Annotated in this window: 17 protein-coding genes; 10 read left to right on the forward strand and 7 right to left on the reverse strand. The window is 62.2% G+C overall.

Annotation, left to right across the window (positions count from 1 at the left end):
• Positions 1 to 199, forward strand: a 199-nt coding sequence (locus C7T96_RS24285; protein ID WP_210203189.1) for a hypothetical protein, incomplete at its 5' end; no start/stop codon positions are given.
• Between the two features lie 130 nt (positions 200 to 329).
• On the opposite strand, the gene C7T96_RS21935 is transcribed toward C7T96_RS24285, so the two are convergent.
• Together C7T96_RS21935 and C7T96_RS21940 are read right to left on the reverse strand one after the other, a co-directional pair.
• The gene (locus tag C7T96_RS21935; RefSeq protein ID WP_106573400.1) at positions 330 to 653 is read right to left on the reverse strand and encodes a YnfA family protein; all 324 of its coding nucleotides are present in this window, start codon (positions 651 to 653) and stop codon (positions 330 to 332) included.
• A 2-nt stretch (positions 654 to 655) separates the two neighbouring features.
• The gene (locus tag C7T96_RS21940; protein WP_106573401.1) at positions 656 to 1,069 is read right to left on the reverse strand and encodes a helix-turn-helix domain-containing protein; all 414 of its coding nucleotides are present in this window, start codon (positions 1,067 to 1,069) and stop codon (positions 656 to 658) included.
• Between the two features lie 76 nt (positions 1,070 to 1,145).
• Between C7T96_RS21940 and C7T96_RS21945 the strand changes: the two genes are divergently transcribed.
• From C7T96_RS21945 to C7T96_RS21965, 5 genes are all read left to right on the forward strand, one after another.
• Positions 1,146 to 1,544: a mercuric transporter MerT family protein gene (locus C7T96_RS21945; RefSeq protein WP_106573450.1), complete on the forward strand. Its 399-nt coding sequence runs from the start codon at positions 1,146 to 1,148 to the stop codon at positions 1,542 to 1,544.
• Between the two features lie 10 nt (positions 1,545 to 1,554).
• On the forward strand, positions 1,555 to 1,887 hold the full coding sequence (locus C7T96_RS21950) for a cation transporter (protein ID WP_106573402.1): 333 nt from the start codon (positions 1,555 to 1,557) through the stop codon (positions 1,885 to 1,887).
• 5 nt (positions 1,888 to 1,892) lie between these two features.
• A complete protein-coding gene (locus C7T96_RS24505) occupies positions 1,893 to 2,126 on the forward strand; it encodes a GDCCVxC domain-containing (seleno)protein (protein WP_106573451.1) in 234 nt (77 codons plus the stop codon).
• A gap of 126 nt (positions 2,127 to 2,252) precedes the next feature.
• Positions 2,253 to 2,528: a metal-sensing transcriptional repressor gene (locus tag C7T96_RS21960; protein WP_106573403.1), complete on the forward strand. Its 276-nt coding sequence runs from the start codon at positions 2,253 to 2,255 to the stop codon at positions 2,526 to 2,528.
• 7 nt (positions 2,529 to 2,535) lie between these two features.
• Positions 2,536 to 3,855 carry an MFS transporter gene (locus C7T96_RS21965; RefSeq protein WP_106573404.1) on the forward strand — a complete coding sequence of 440 codons (1,320 nt, stop codon included), beginning with the start codon at positions 2,536 to 2,538 and terminating at the stop codon, positions 3,853 to 3,855.
• A gap of 83 nt (positions 3,856 to 3,938) precedes the next feature.
• Here the strand turns inward: C7T96_RS21965 and C7T96_RS21970 are convergent, their stop codons facing one another.
• The gene (locus C7T96_RS21970; protein ID WP_106573405.1) at positions 3,939 to 5,150 is read right to left on the reverse strand and encodes a metal transporter; all 1,212 of its coding nucleotides are present in this window, start codon (positions 5,148 to 5,150) and stop codon (positions 3,939 to 3,941) included.
• Positions 5,147 to 6,277, reverse strand: a complete 1,131-nt coding sequence (locus C7T96_RS21975; protein ID WP_106573406.1) for a multicopper oxidase domain-containing protein — start codon at positions 6,275 to 6,277, stop codon at positions 5,147 to 5,149. The genes C7T96_RS21970 and C7T96_RS21975 overlap by 4 nt, the downstream gene beginning before the upstream one ends.
• Before the next feature lie 166 nt (positions 6,278 to 6,443).
• On the opposite strand from C7T96_RS21975, the gene C7T96_RS21980 reads away from it, so the two are divergent.
• Positions 6,444 to 6,692 (forward strand): zf-TFIIB domain-containing protein, encoded by a 249-nt coding sequence (locus tag C7T96_RS21980; protein WP_106573407.1) that lies wholly within the window; start codon positions 6,444 to 6,446, stop codon positions 6,690 to 6,692.
• A 156-nt stretch (positions 6,693 to 6,848) separates the two neighbouring features.
• Here C7T96_RS21980 and C7T96_RS21985 read toward each other — a convergent pair whose 3' ends face one another.
• From C7T96_RS21985 to C7T96_RS21995, 3 genes are read right to left on the reverse strand one after another with little or no spacing between them, the layout of a single operon-like run.
• A complete protein-coding gene (locus C7T96_RS21985) occupies positions 6,849 to 7,211 on the reverse strand; it encodes an STAS/SEC14 domain-containing protein (protein WP_106573408.1) in 363 nt (120 codons plus the stop codon).
• Positions 7,180 to 8,148, reverse strand: a complete 969-nt coding sequence (locus tag C7T96_RS21990) for a cation diffusion facilitator family transporter (protein WP_106573409.1) — start codon at positions 8,146 to 8,148, stop codon at positions 7,180 to 7,182. The genes C7T96_RS21985 and C7T96_RS21990 overlap by 32 nt, the downstream gene beginning before the upstream one ends.
• Positions 8,138 to 8,941, reverse strand: a complete 804-nt coding sequence (locus tag C7T96_RS21995) for a peptidoglycan-binding protein (RefSeq protein WP_106573410.1) — start codon at positions 8,939 to 8,941, stop codon at positions 8,138 to 8,140. The genes C7T96_RS21990 and C7T96_RS21995 overlap by 11 nt, the downstream gene beginning before the upstream one ends.
• 349 nt (positions 8,942 to 9,290) lie before the next feature.
• Between C7T96_RS21995 and C7T96_RS22000 the strand changes: the two genes are divergently transcribed.
• The 3 genes from C7T96_RS22000 (at position 9,291) to C7T96_RS22010 (ending at position 13,230) form a co-directional block, all read left to right on the forward strand.
• Positions 9,291 to 9,890, forward strand: a complete 600-nt coding sequence (locus C7T96_RS22000) for a transglutaminase-like cysteine peptidase (RefSeq protein WP_106573411.1) — start codon at positions 9,291 to 9,293, stop codon at positions 9,888 to 9,890.
• 286 nt (positions 9,891 to 10,176) lie between these two features.
• A complete protein-coding gene (locus tag C7T96_RS22005) occupies positions 10,177 to 10,728 on the forward strand; it encodes an isoprenylcysteine carboxylmethyltransferase family protein (protein WP_106573412.1) in 552 nt (183 codons plus the stop codon).
• Between the two features lie 129 nt (positions 10,729 to 10,857).
• Positions 10,858 to 13,230: a cation-translocating P-type ATPase gene (locus tag C7T96_RS22010; RefSeq protein ID WP_199190549.1), complete on the forward strand. Its 2,373-nt coding sequence runs from the start codon at positions 10,858 to 10,860 to the stop codon at positions 13,228 to 13,230.
• Positions 13,231 to 13,307 lie beyond the last annotated feature (77 nt).

The raw sequence follows: 13,307 nt of genomic DNA on the forward strand, positions 1-13,307 counted from the left end.
AGGCCACAGGCAAAAAGAAGGAGAAAGCCGCGCCCTTGACCACAACCTGAGACCCAAACCATACATGAAGGCGGGTCACTTCTCGACGAAAATCCCGGGTCAGCTCTCAGCGGAAATCAACATTCAGATGTGCCTGCCGGAAAAACCGGCCGGACATCGCCGAATCCATGCTCATAGCACTGGAGAAACTGGACGATGAATGGGGGAGCTCTGTCGCGAGCGATCGTCCGCTGATCGATGCCTATCGCGATGTGATCGGGACCTGCGGTTATAGGAAGTCCTAAATTCCTTGGGCCGGCGGCGCTGGCCATCGATTTGGGTTCCAAGCGTCAAATGGATCGAGGGCCCCACAGAATGATTGCGGCGCCCAGAAGACATACCGCAGCACCTGTGACGTCCCAGCGGTCCGGTCGTTGGGACTCGATTACCCAGAGCCAGACAAGCGATGCGGCAATGTAGACGCCGCCATAGGCTGCATAGGCACGACCGGCGAAGTCGCTGTCGATGCGCGTCAGAAGCCAGGCGAAGACGGCAAGACTTGCCATGCCCGGAATGAGCCAGAGCGGCGAGCGATCCAGGCGCAGCCAGGCCCAGAAAGTGAAACAGCCGGCGATCTCCGCAAGTGCCGCGCCGACATAAACCGCCAACGTCATCGTCACGATGCCAACGCCTCCAGAACGGGACATTCCGGCACATCCTCTCCGGAACACTGCGCGGCGGTCGCCGCCAGCACCTGCTCGATCCGTTTCAGGTCGGCGATCTTGGCCCGGATATCGGCGAGGTGTCGCTCTGTCCGTTCCTTCACTTCGGCGCAGGTCTGCGTACCGCCATCGACGAGGTCGAGCAGGCCGCGGATCTCGTCGATGGAAAAGCCGAGCTCGCGGGCGCGCAGGATGAATCGCAGCCGCGCGACGTGGGCTTCGTCGTAGACGCGGTAACCCGACACCGTGCGCGGCGGATCGGGTATCATGCCCGTCTTCTCGTAGTAACGGATGGTTTCGAGATTGCAGCCCGTGCGCCTTGCCAGTTCGGCGCGCTGTAATCGCTTCCCGGAAACGTGATCGGCCATTGTTCGGATTCTTCCTTGAGTCTGTAGTTGCTACAGACCTTAGCTTGCTCTGGAATGAAATTCGAGGATGAACCGCATGATCGAGACTGGAATTGAAACCGTGACACTGGATGCGCCGACGCACGTGGCGGATCGAAAGAAGGAATGGTTTGCCGCCGGCGGTGTCGTCGGCGCGATTCTGGCGTCAACCTGCTGTATCGCGCCGCTCGTCCTGTTGTTGCTCGGCGTGTCGGGTGCCTGGATCGGCAATCTGACCGCGCTCGAGCCCTACAAGCCGATCTTTGCCGGCGTGGCGCTTGTCTTCATCGTGCTCGGGTTCCGGCAGGTCTATTTGAAGGCCAAGCCCGCCTGCGCGGACGGATCCTACTGCGCCCGTCCCGAATCCGCCCTCATCACCAAATCGGCCCTGTGGCTTTCGACGGTTCTGGTCGTCGTCGCGCTGACCATCAACTGGTGGGCGCCGCTTTTCTATTAGGAGAACTGACATGAAACGACTTCTCATCGCTACGGCGGGATTGCTGGTTATCGGTGTGTCCGGTCTTCCCCTTATTGGTTCGATCCCCTCGCCGATTCTCGTTTCGGCCGCGCAAGCGGGTGCGACCCAACAGACCGCCACCTTCGACGTGCCGGGCATGACCTGCGCGCTCTGCCCCGTCACGGTGAGAAAGGCGATGGAGGGTGTCGAAGGCGTGAGACAAGTCGAGGTCGACTTCGATGCCAGGACGGCGACCGTGGTGTTCGATCCGTCCGTGACGACCATTGAAGCCATTGCCGCCGCCTCAGCCAATGCCGGTTATCCGGCAAAGCATATCTTGTGACGGCCGTGACCAGCGCTCTCAAGACAGTATCGATAATTACCTGCCCGGTTTGCGGGCACCGTGCGACGGAGACGATGCCGACGGATGCCTGTCAGTATTTCTATGAATGCAACAATTGTGGAAACACGATCAAACCCAGACCCGGGGATTGTTGCGTGTTCTGCTCCTATGGTGATGTTCCCTGTCCGCCGGTCCAGAGCTCGGAGAACGGTGTCGATTGCTGCGCCAATCAAGACTGATTGTCGCGAGGCATGAGGTACTGGCTTGTTGTGTCTTGTTGGCCGGCCAACACGGCTTGAACGGTCGAGGCCAGTGACTTACCGTGGCCTTTGACCATATCCCCCTAGGGAGGATATGGTCTGAACATGTCAGCAGCTCTCCATTCCACGCATCCGGCCATCGTCAAGCGTCTCAAACGCGCCGGTGGTCACCTGCAAAGTGTGATCGGCATGATTGAGGACGGTCGACCATGCCTCGATCTCGCGCAGCAACTTCACGCCGTCGAAAAAGCGATTGCCGAAGCCAAGAAAACGCTGATCCGGGATCATCTCGACCATTGTCTCGGCGAAGCCGCGGAGGGCTTGCCGGAAGTGCAGAAGCGCTCGATCGCCGAATTCAAGACGATCACGAAATATCTGTGAAACGCCGATGCTCGAAATCCTGGCGAACCGCACTTATCGGCATCTCTTCAGCGCACAGGTCATCGCCCTGATCGGCACGGGACTGGCAACCGTTGCGCTTGGGTTGCTGGCATTCGATCTGGCAGGAGCCGATGCCGGGGCGGTCCTGGGTACCGCGCTCGCCATCAAGATGATCGCTTATGTCGGCGTTGCGCCGGTTGCGGCAGCGTTCGCCGAACGCCTTCCCCGGCGCGCCATGCTGGTCAGCCTCGATCTGGTGCGCGCGGCAATCGCGGTGTTATTGCCATTCGTCACCGAGGTCTGGCAGATCTATGTGCTGATTTTCCTGCTGCAATCGGCATCGGCGGCGTTTACCCCGACATTTCAGGCGACGATCCCCGATGTTCTGCCCGAGGAGAAGGACTATACACGCGCCTTGTCCCTCTCGCGGCTGGCCTACGATCTCGAAAGCCTCGTGAGTCCGATACTGGCCGCGCTGCTGCTCACGCTGATGAGCTTTCATACGTTGTTTGCAGGCACCGTCATCGGCTTCCTCGCATCGGCCGCCCTGGTTGTCTCGGTCTTGCTGCCCAGCCCGAAACCGACCACGCCGCGGCCGATATACGAACGAACCACGCGTGGGATGCGCATCTATCTGGCAACACCGCGGTTGCGCGGCCTGCTGGCAATTAACATGGCCGTCGCCGCGGCCGGTGCGATGGTGATCGTCAACACTGTGGTCATTGTACAAGGCGCATTCGGTCTTTCTCAGCAATCGACAGCCTTGGCGCTTGCGGCTTTCGGTGGCGGGTCGATGCTGGCGGCGCTTGCCCTGCCGAAGCTGCTCGAAACCATCTCCGACCGTGTAGCGATGCTCGCTGGCGTCGCGGTCATGATCGCAGGCCTCATTGCGGGAACCGTTGTGCCAGGCTTTGCTGTCCTTCTGCCGCTCTGGTTCGTGATCGGGATCGGCTATTCCACCGCGCAAACGCCTTCCGGCCGATTGCTGCGGCGCTCCTCGCATCCCGAGGATCGACCGGCCCTTTTTGCCGCGCAATTTGCCCTGTCGCATGCCTGTTGGCTTGCTACCTATCCGTTGGCGGGTTGGCTGGGCGCCACAATTGGACTGGTCCCGACATTCCTGGTTCTTGCCGTCATCGCCGCTGCAGCATTGGCGGCGGCGCTGCTTCTCTGGCCGGCGACCGACAAGGAGACGATCCCGCACAGACATCCCGAACTGCCTGCCGATGACCCGCATTGGAAAGAGGGCATACCCAGCGGCGGCCTGCGCCACGCCCATGCTTTCGTTATCGACGATCTGCATCCGCAATGGCCGCGCGAGCCCTGAGCGGGGGATGGGACGATTCATGACGGCATGTCGATCCCGACTGCCACTTTCCCGCTTCCCCGAACACCCGGAATTAGATCAAGTCAAATCTTCACCAGCATGGCCGTGGCGTACATGAACGCCACCCCGAAGGCGGCTCCGGACAGGACAGGCCACGAGGACAGGGCCGCGACGCCACGCCCGTCGGATTTCATGAGATAGGCGGCAACCTCAATGACGACCTGAAGGATGGCGCCCGCCCCAATCGCCAGCGCCAGCGCCGACCATTGCGGCGCATGGGCGAGGCTTCCGATCCAGAGCCCGAGTACCGCCGGGCCGCCGGCAAGCAGCGTCAGCGCCGGAAATATCCACAGAGCGGGTCGCCCCTTTAGCATCGGGGCGGCAATCCCGATCCCCTCGGTGATATTGTGAAGCGTGAAGCCGAGCACCAGGAAGGTACCGAGACCCGCCGCCCCAGACGCGAAGGCCGCGCCAATGGCGAGGCCCTCGCCGAGATTGTGCAGGCCGATGCCGAGGGCGATGAATGTCGCGAGCGCCAGCCCGGCCGGTCTGCCGTCGCGGCGGCCGATCGCCATGAGTAGCAGAAAGCTTGCCGCGGCCGCCAGAACAACCATCACCTGGCCCTGGAAGATGGCCGCGGCTTCGTCCGCAAGCTCGAATGCCTCCCCTCCGGCGTCTATCATCAGGAAGACCAGCAGGCCCACGGTCATGGCGAGAAGGAAGTTCATGCCGCCGCGCCCGATGCCGCGCAGCGCCGGATAGAACATAAGCCCGATCGCAACGGGAACGATGCCGACAAAGGCGCCCAGGAGCGCCTGATTGACGAGGCTTCCCGTGGTGGGCACCGGCGTCGGCACGGCGACCGGGATTTCGTGCTCGAAGGTTGCACCGGTATTGGTGATGATCTTCACCGCGTGCGCTTCACCCTGAACCCAGGGATAGGGCAGATGGATCCAGGCGGTCTCCCCGCGCGCGAGCGGTCCTGACGGATCCTGGGAAAACTCCCAATAGGCATCGTCGACAAGGACCTGGGCGATGGTCATCGGTTCCGAGCCGCCGGCGCGGACGAGTAAGTCGATGCCGCCCGACGACAGGACCGTTCGCTCGAATGTCAGGTTCTCCACGGGGGGCGCACCGTTGTCGAAACTTCTCAACGGGTCAGCCGCGACAAGCCATGCAACCGCAAGCGCCAGCACGGCGAGCGGCAAAACGAGCCAGACGAGGGGCGCGCGGGAGCGCGGCGCTTCTTCGGCCGGAGTCGATCCTGCTTCGGTGACGGGGTGCGCTTCATTCATGCCACGGCCTCCTGAACATCGAAGAAGCTCATCCAGCCGAGCTCGGCAAACTCCGACTGGTGCGCATGGAACATATAGAGCCCCGGCTCGTGGTCCTTGAAGGAGAACTCGAGAATGCCGCGCTGGGCCTGGCACTGCATGACCGTATCGACCGTTCGAAGCGTCGGCGTCAGCGTCGTACCGTGATCGTAGTAGTCGAAGAAGTTGGCATGCAGGTGGAGCGAGTTGATCGGGTCGAATTCGACGGCGTTCACGAGGTAGACCCGCACCGGCTTGTCGCGCCGTATCGGGATCGGCCGCTTCATGTAGGTATGCGCGACCGTGTTGACGGCATAGACCTCATTCTCGTCGTCGAAATTGGTGTCGAAGGCGTTCATCACCATCGCCAGTTCCTGCCACTCCGCATTCTCCGGCGTGCCGAGCAGGCGAGACCGGGCGACATCGGTGTGTTCCGGGTGAAGCGCGGGGTCGGGGTCGATGACGAAGAGCCCGTAGAGCCCCTTGTGGATGTGCCGTTTTAGCGGCAGCGCATGGCAATGATAGAGGTGGCAGCCGAAGGGTACGGCGTCGAACTCGTAGACGAACTCCTCGCCCGGCGCGATCACGCCGGCGCCCGGAATGCCGTCCATGCGCGCGGAATGGATATTGTGACAGTGGATCGAATGTGGGTGAGAGCCGAAGTTACGAAAGACGATCTTCAGCCTCTCGCCTTCTGTGGCGCGCAGCGCAGGCCCCGGTACCCGGCCGTTATAGGTCCAGGCCGGGAACATGACGCCGGGGGCGATCTCGATCTCCTTGTCGACGGCATCGATCTCGAAGGTGCGCAGAACCCGCCCGCCGGGCAGGCGCGAGACGGTGCCGGTCTCCCAGTCGGTCAGCATCTTCCTGGTGTCGAAGCCGTTGCGCTCCTCATCGACCTCGCCGACGGTCATCATCGCGCCGTGGCTCGGGCCGTGACCGGCTGAGCCCAATCCGTCGTGCCCCGAGCCGCTGGAACGCTCCGCTGGGGCGGGCTGCTGCGCGGCGCCTGCGGCGGCAATGGCCGATCCCCCAGCCGCGAGGATACCAGCGCCCAGCACGCCGCGCCTGCTCAATTTTACCCTGAACCAATCGGTGATCTCGCCCATCTTTCATTCCTGCAAATGCAAACGATTTGCAAGTTAGCATCGCAGTTGTCCCAGTGCAAGCGCGGGGCACGGCCCGGAAAAGACCCTGGTTGAATCGGGAGATCGAGAAGTTGTTTCGGAACGGAATTGACCTCAGAGCGGAAACGAGAACAGGAGATACGAGCGCATGCAATGTCCCGTTGACAATGAAACACTGGTCATGCCCGAACGCAGCGGTGTCGAGATCGATTATTGCCCGAAGTGCCGCGGCGTGTGGCTTGACCGTGGCGAGTTGGACAAGTTCATGGAGCGATCGGCGACACAGTCGGCTCCTTTGCCAAGCCGAGAGGCGCCCCACCAACAAGGTCACGGGCACGGCGGTAAGCCGTACCGCAAGAAGAAGGAATCGTTCCTGAACGAGGTGTTCGACTTTTGACGGTCATGCCGACGCGGTTTCCGCTGCCGCGTGCAACCAGTCGATCCTCAGACGCGCCGACAACAACAGGCAGCCGGATATCGGGTGATCAGGCAGAACAAGGAGCACCCGGATCGACCGCGACCGCCCGGCGGGGCCGACTGATGTCAGATTGAATCAGCCGCTGCGCGCCCACTCGGCGGCCTCATCCTTCTCGCCGGGCCCGAACCAGCGCATCTCGGAACGCGTCAGAAGCCCGGCCAGCGATGTTCCCCAATCCATCCACTTGCTGTCGCCGACGACGGCGATACGGCGAAAGTCGTTGCGGTGCGTCGCATCCATCTTCAGGTCTTCGCGTAGAGCGGCGAGCCCCTCGTAACCTTCGGTTCCTGTGAGGTCGATGACAAGGCCGGGCTTGTCTTCCGATCGCAACCGTTCGTGCAGCAGCGCGTGCATCCGTTTCAGGTCGTCTTCTGTCAGCTTGCCTTCGCAGGCAATCCCCACGACGTCATCCTGCGTTGTCAGTGTTTCGGTGAACATGGTCGTTCTCTTTTCCCGCCGCCCCGCCATGGCCGTAGAGATCGGCGTCATCGTGGGCGGAATCGACGCGTTCGAATTCCAAGCTGGAATGGGTGATGCCGAAGCGGCCCTTCAGGCGCTCCTTGATGTCGGCCTTGACAGATTCGATGCGCTTCCAGCCCTTCGCTGTCAGGACCACGTGGCAGTCAAGCGCCGCCTCATGCTCCTGCATCTGCCAGAGATGCACGTGGTGAACGTCCTGGACCCCGGCGACGTTCCGCACCGCGTTGATCACGGCGTCGCTATCGATATCAGGCGGGCTCCCCAGCATCAGCGTCCGGATTGGGCCACCGATTTCGGTGAAGGCAAGATACAAGATGTAGAGCGCGATACCGATCGTGATCGCGGGGTCAACCCAGCGCATGTCGTAAAGGATAATGAGGGAGCCGCCGATAATCACGGCGACCGATGCAAGCGCGTCAGACAGGTTGTGCAGGAAGAGCGCGCGTATGTTCACGCTGCCTTTCTGCATCGAGTAGGTAAGCAGCGCTGTCAGCGTATCCACTGCGAGAGCGATGCTGCCGAGGATCACCACGGTCCAACCCTGGACCTCAGAAGGCTCGATCATCCGCATGCCGCCCTCATAGATCAGGTAGAAGCCGACGAGTATGAGCGTGGTATAGTTGATCAGGGCGGCGACAATCTCGATGCGGCCATATCCGAAGGTCATGCGTTTGTCGGCCGGGCGGCGCGCAATCTTGCGCGCTGCGAAGGCAATGACGAGGGATGCCATGTCGGAGAAGTTATGCAGCGCGTCGGCGATCAGCGCGAGACTGCCAGCCATGATGCCGCCGACGATCTGCGCGACGGTCAGGAGGCCATTCGCCCAAATGGCGACGGAGACCCGCCGGTCCCCCGATTTCGGATCTATGTGGGCGTGGCTGTGATCATGAGGCATGGATCATGTGATCCTTCAACGTATAAACTCCTGATGTGTTTTCCCCCTGCGAGCCGTCCTTGCCGATGAGGGAGCCGAGTCCGGCGGAGACGAGCGCGAAAAGCGCAAAGCCGCAGACGAAGGCAAGCGTAGAACTTCGTGTGTCTCCTGTGGCCTCATGCGCTTCCTCCAGCATATCTTCCACGGCGGCGACCGTCAGAAGGCCGGCGACGAAGCTCAGGGCGACGTACTTGGCGGCGTCCGGCGCGTTCTGCAGAAGCAACCACGCGATCAGCGCCGCCCCGAGGCAATAGACGGGGAAAGAGAACGAGACGGCAATTCGCCTGCCCCGCGACACCTTCTTCTCCCGTAGATTCGCCACCACCGAATAGCCCTCGGGAAAATCCGCCAGCACCTGCCCGGCGGCCAGGACGATGGCGAGCGACGTCGCAACCGCCGAGCCCGATCCAATCATCAACCCGTCTCCCGAAAGGTCGACCGCGACGGCGACATAGATCATCCACATTGGGCTGCCGCCGTCTCCCGACGTCACCCGCTCGATCAATGTCTCGGCTCCAACATAGGCTGCGCCGCCTGCAGCGAAGGAGGCGGCGATCCACCAGCCGGCAAGATTGTCGAGCGCCTCGGGCATCAGCTCGATGGCGACCACGCCGATGACGATGCCCGACGCCGCGTGCAGAGCGAGATTGAGAAGACGCGGCGTCGTGCGGACGAACTCAGCCACCATTCCCCCGGCTAGGTTGCCCAGCCCCGGAAGCAGCGCAAGACCGATGACCAGCCACAGATCGTTCACTCTCGCTCCCTTGGAAATGACTTTTCCATATTTGTTGGAGGCATCACATGAAGCCGATGCCGCCGTAGCTTGCCTAGCGCATCCAACGCCGAGCGCAATATTGCTGTTCCCCGAGCCAAATTCTCTGTGCAGGTATTCGCGGAATACCGCGAGGCGAATTGACTTTGCGGTGCAGTGAGTGGATGCACATTTGACCCCTTGCAAGCGCCGATCAGCCGGAGATTAGGGGCAATCCTGCCGCTGCACCGACGAGGCAAATTGCATCCCGAACTGTGGCCTATCTGCAATGGTCAGCCGCCCGTTGCGTTGTTAACTTATTGGTAACGAATCGGGCGAAGGGGTGGAAACGATGCCGAGCAAGAGATTGCTGGGGATCCTCGTTGCATTGTTCGGTATAGCCTCATCGGGGCCGGCTTCGGCGCATCCGAGCCAAATGGTGACTGGAGGCCAGACCTCTCAGCCGATCGGACACTATGAACTGTGCAAGCGCATGCCGAAGGAGTGCTCAGTACGATCGAATGACGTCAGTCCTGTAGCGTGGAGCAATGATTTTCGGCGACGTCTCGCCGACCTATCAGGGTCGATCAACAAGGCGATCAAGCCGATGTATGACAGCGACGTCTACGGCAAGGACGAATTCTGGACCTATCCGACGGACAGGGGTGATTGTGAGGACTATGCGCTCCAAAAGCGCCGCGTCCTGATGAATGAGGGCGTTGCGCCCGCAAACCTACTGCTCACAGTTCTCAAGAAATCCAACGGAGAGGGGCATGCCGTCCTCACCGTCAGAACGGAAGTCGGCGACTACATACTCGACAATCTTACTGATGACATTCTCCCCTGGGACGAGACCGGCTACCTGTTTTTGAAGAGACAGGCGACCTATCACACTGGACGGTGGGTGAGCATCCGCGACGGCGATGCGCCACTGGTGGGCGCACTGCATTGATCCGCCGCTGCATGCCGGCCGTACGTCGCAGCCGGGAGTCGTGTGACATTTGCACGCCAAGCTGCGCTGTGTAGCCTTCATGAAGCTATAGCTCGTTGCGGTGTACTCTTTCGCAGATGCGATTGCTGGCAGTCGGTCGCTTTCCACTGAAAATCCGCCGTGCCTTCCAACTCTTGAATCTTCTAGTCCCTATAGGAACTACAGTCGGCACCGATGCATAAGGCTGCCCCGGTTCTGGCTTCCAGGTGCAGCGTATTCTCATGCATGATTTCTTGCGGGGCTCGAAATGCTCACCATTGTCTTCTTCATCGCTGTCACATCAGCGGCGCTACTGGTTGCGCTGCTGTTCTGGTCCATTGCGAAACCGGCCCAGCGTGTGTGGCCGCCTCCTTCCGCGCAGGTGGGATGGCAGTTCTGGCTGGTGTGGGTGGTGGTCGGCCTGCTGATCTTCGCAACGCTTTACATTGGTATCGCTGATTACGGCAGCCTCGACCTGGATGCCTGGCCTTGGCGGGTCGTCGGCGGCGTCCTTCTGGTTCTGGGCAATGCGCTGGCCTGGTGGGGCGTTGCCGCCCTCGGCTCAAGGCCGACGACCGGACTCGCCGGCGATCTTGCGACTGGCGGCCCCTACCGGTTCACGCGCAATCCCCAATACATCGGCGACATCCTCGTCTTCGCCGGCTTTGTGCTTGCTGCCAATTCCTGGCTCGCATTATGGCCGGCGCTTTTGGCGATTATCAGCGCGTTCATCGCCCCATTTTCCGAGGAACCGTGGCTTGAGGCGCGGCTCGGCGACGCCTACCGCGACTACAAGCGGCGCGTTCGACGCTTCATCTGAGACCGCTTGAAAACTTCGCATCGGGTCTTGAACCTACAGTTGCTAGAGGTCCTATCTTGGAAGGACCAATCAGAGTCGACCGCGGAACGGTGAAACGCAACCTCAGCCGACGCGGGACAGGAGACAACGATGCCGACCGAAAAACAACACGACCACGAACGTTCTCAGGGGCACGAGTGTGGGCATTCTCACCCGCAAGGTCATGTGCATTCCCACGATCGTGAGAATGGCGTCGCGTGCTGCGGTGCCGATGTGCCAACGGGCCCGGTGGGTACCGCCGGGCGTAGCTTTCAGGTCAATGGTCTCGATTGCGCCGAAGAAGTGGCGATCCTGAACCGCGTTGTCGGACCGGTGGTCGGCGGCGCCGAGCATTTGGCCTTCGACGTGATCAACGGCCGGATGACGGTGCTGGAGACGGCAAATCCCGCCTCCGACGACAAGATCATAAAGGCGGTCGTCGGCACCGGCATGGGCGCGCGGCCCTGGAACGCAGACAGGGCGGAGGCCGATCGCGCAGTTCACCTGAAACGGCAGGCGCGGTTCACGGCCGCAAGTTGCGGGTTCTGGGCGGCGGGTTTTCTCTGGCACATCGTCGAGACCGGCATGGGTGGAGCGCTTGGCCTCTTTGCGAGCCATGGCGAGGCGCCGATGCCGCTGGCCGAAGCTGATCTGTTCGGCTTGGCAATCATCTTCGGCGTGTGGCTGGTCGCGCCCAAGGCATGGTCTTCGGCCCGACGCCTGTCGCCCGACATGAACCTGTTGATGGTCGTCGCCGTCGCCGGTGCCGTCGGCCTGGGCGAATATTTCGAGGCCGCGACCGTCGCCTTCTTCTTTGCGCTGTCGCTCTATCTCGAAAGTTGGAGCGTGGGGCGCGCGCGCAACGCAGTCGCGGCGCTTCTCGATCTGGCGCCAGCCACGGCGCGGGTGATCCGCAGCGACGGCTCCGAGGCGGACGTGCCCGCGGCCGAGGTCGTCGTGGGTGACCGATTCATAGTGCGCGGCGGCGACCGCATCCCGCTCGACGGCGAGGTGACGGAAGGGGCGGGTGCGGTCGATCAGGCCCCGATCACTGGCGAAAGCGCTCTGGTCCCCAAGGAGGCAGGCGACGAGGTCTATGCCGGTACCATCAACGGCGAGGGCACGCTGACGGTGCGCGCTACCAAACCCGCATCGGACAGCACGCTGGCAAAGATCATCCGCATGGTCGGCGACGCGCATTCGCGCCGGGCGCCGGTGGAGCAGTGGGTGTCGAAATTTGCTCGCATCTATACGCCGATAGTGATGGTGGCCGCCGTCGCCATCGCGCTGCTGCCGCCGCTCCTTCTCGGCGGCGCCTGGAACTACTGGTTCTACAACGCGCTCGTGCTGCTGGTCATCGCCTGCCCGTGCGCGCTGGTGATCTCGACGCCGGTCTCCATCGTGGCGGCGCTCACCGCCTCGGCACGGGCGGGCGTGTTGATCAAGGGCGGCGCCTACGTCGAGGCGCCGGGACGCACCACTGCGCTGGCGCTCGACAAGACCGGCACGATCACCGAAGGCAAGCCCGAAGTGGCCGCCGTGCATCCGCTGGGCGGCACGTCGGAAGCCGACCTAGTGGCCGTTGCCGCGTCGCTCGAGGCCAGGTCGTCGCATCCGCTCGCGCAGGCGATCCTCGCCCATGCAGGCAAGGACGTGACCGCCGCCGAGGATACCCGCACCGTGCCAGGCCGTGGCATCGAAGGCCGATTCGACGGCCGCACCGTCTGGCTCGGGTCTGACAGGTTCGCCGCCGAAAAGAGCTTTGGCGCCGCAATCCCCGCCGACCTGCGCGACCGCATCGAAGGGGCGGGCGCCACCATGGTCGCCGTCGGCGACGACTCCGGCGTTCTGGGCCTGCTGGAACTGCGTGACAGGATCCGGCCGGATGCACGCGGCATCGTTGCACAACTGCACAAACAGGGCGTGAAGAAAATCGTCATGCTTACCGGCGACAACGACCGCACCGCCCGCGCCGTCGCCGCCGAAGTTGACATCGACGAGGTTCGCGCCGAATTGCTGCCCGAAGACAAGGTTGCCGCCATTACGGAACTGGTGGCGAGCCACGACATGGTCGCGATGATCGGTGACGGGGTGAACGACGCCCCGGCCATGGCCCGCGCGCACTACGGAATTGCTATGGGCGCGGTTGGTTCGGACGCGGCGATCGAGACGGCGGATATCGCGCTGATGACTGACGACATCGGAAAAGTGCCATGGCTAATCGGCCATTCGCGGCGCACCATGTCCATCATCCACCAAAACATCGGTGTCTCGCTGGCGACCAAGGCCGTCTTCGTCGGCCTGACCGCCTTCGGCATGGCCTCGATGTGGGGCGCGATCGCAGCGGATGTCGGCGTGTCGTTGCTCGTCGTTGCCAACGCGCTGCGTCTGCTGCGGCCACGCGCCGGGACGATGTTCACGAAGGAACGTCTGGAAGGCGCCGTCGATTCCATGGTTGTCGGCCGTATCACTCATGGTCACTAGGAGCGGCGGCGGCCAAATAAATTGCCTATCTTGCGGCGAAAGGGAACTTTGATTTAACGGCTCATTAAGGTTAACGA

Source organism: Nitratireductor sp. StC3 (assembly GCF_003015025.1).
Lineage (GTDB): Bacteria > Pseudomonadota > Alphaproteobacteria > Rhizobiales > Rhizobiaceae > Mangrovimarina > Mangrovimarina alexandrii.

Excerpts from the sequence above, each read along its gene's own strand:
- C7T96_RS21950 (WP_106573402.1), top strand. The coding sequence starts at position 1,555 with ATGAAACGACTTCTCATCGCTACGGCGGGATTGCTGGTTATCGGTGTG.
- C7T96_RS21990 (WP_106573409.1), bottom strand. The coding sequence starts at position 8,148 with ATGCCTCATGATCACAGCCACGCCCACATAGATCCGAAATCGGGGGAC.
- C7T96_RS22010 (WP_199190549.1), top strand. The coding sequence starts at position 10,858 with ATGCCGACCGAAAAACAACACGACCACGAACGTTCTCAGGGGCACGAG.
- C7T96_RS21965 (WP_106573404.1), top strand. The coding sequence starts at position 2,536 with ATGCTCGAAATCCTGGCGAACCGCACTTATCGGCATCTCTTCAGCGCA.
- C7T96_RS21935 (WP_106573400.1), bottom strand. The coding sequence starts at position 653 with ATGACGTTGGCGGTTTATGTCGGCGCGGCACTTGCGGAGATCGCCGGC.
- C7T96_RS21945 (WP_106573450.1), top strand. The coding sequence starts at position 1,146 with ATGATCGAGACTGGAATTGAAACCGTGACACTGGATGCGCCGACGCAC.
- C7T96_RS22005 (WP_106573412.1), top strand. The coding sequence starts at position 10,177 with ATGCTCACCATTGTCTTCTTCATCGCTGTCACATCAGCGGCGCTACTG.
- C7T96_RS21985 (WP_106573408.1), bottom strand. The coding sequence starts at position 7,211 with ATGTTCACCGAAACACTGACAACGCAGGATGACGTCGTGGGGATTGCC.
- C7T96_RS22000 (WP_106573411.1), top strand. The coding sequence starts at position 9,291 with ATGCCGAGCAAGAGATTGCTGGGGATCCTCGTTGCATTGTTCGGTATA.
- C7T96_RS21980 (WP_106573407.1), top strand. The coding sequence starts at position 6,444 with ATGCAATGTCCCGTTGACAATGAAACACTGGTCATGCCCGAACGCAGC.
- C7T96_RS21940 (WP_106573401.1), bottom strand. The coding sequence starts at position 1,069 with ATGGCCGATCACGTTTCCGGGAAGCGATTACAGCGCGCCGAACTGGCA.
- C7T96_RS21960 (WP_106573403.1), top strand. The coding sequence starts at position 2,253 with ATGTCAGCAGCTCTCCATTCCACGCATCCGGCCATCGTCAAGCGTCTC.
- C7T96_RS21970 (WP_106573405.1), bottom strand. The coding sequence starts at position 5,150 with ATGAATGAAGCGCACCCCGTCACCGAAGCAGGATCGACTCCGGCCGAA.
- C7T96_RS21975 (WP_106573406.1), bottom strand. The coding sequence starts at position 6,277 with ATGGGCGAGATCACCGATTGGTTCAGGGTAAAATTGAGCAGGCGCGGC.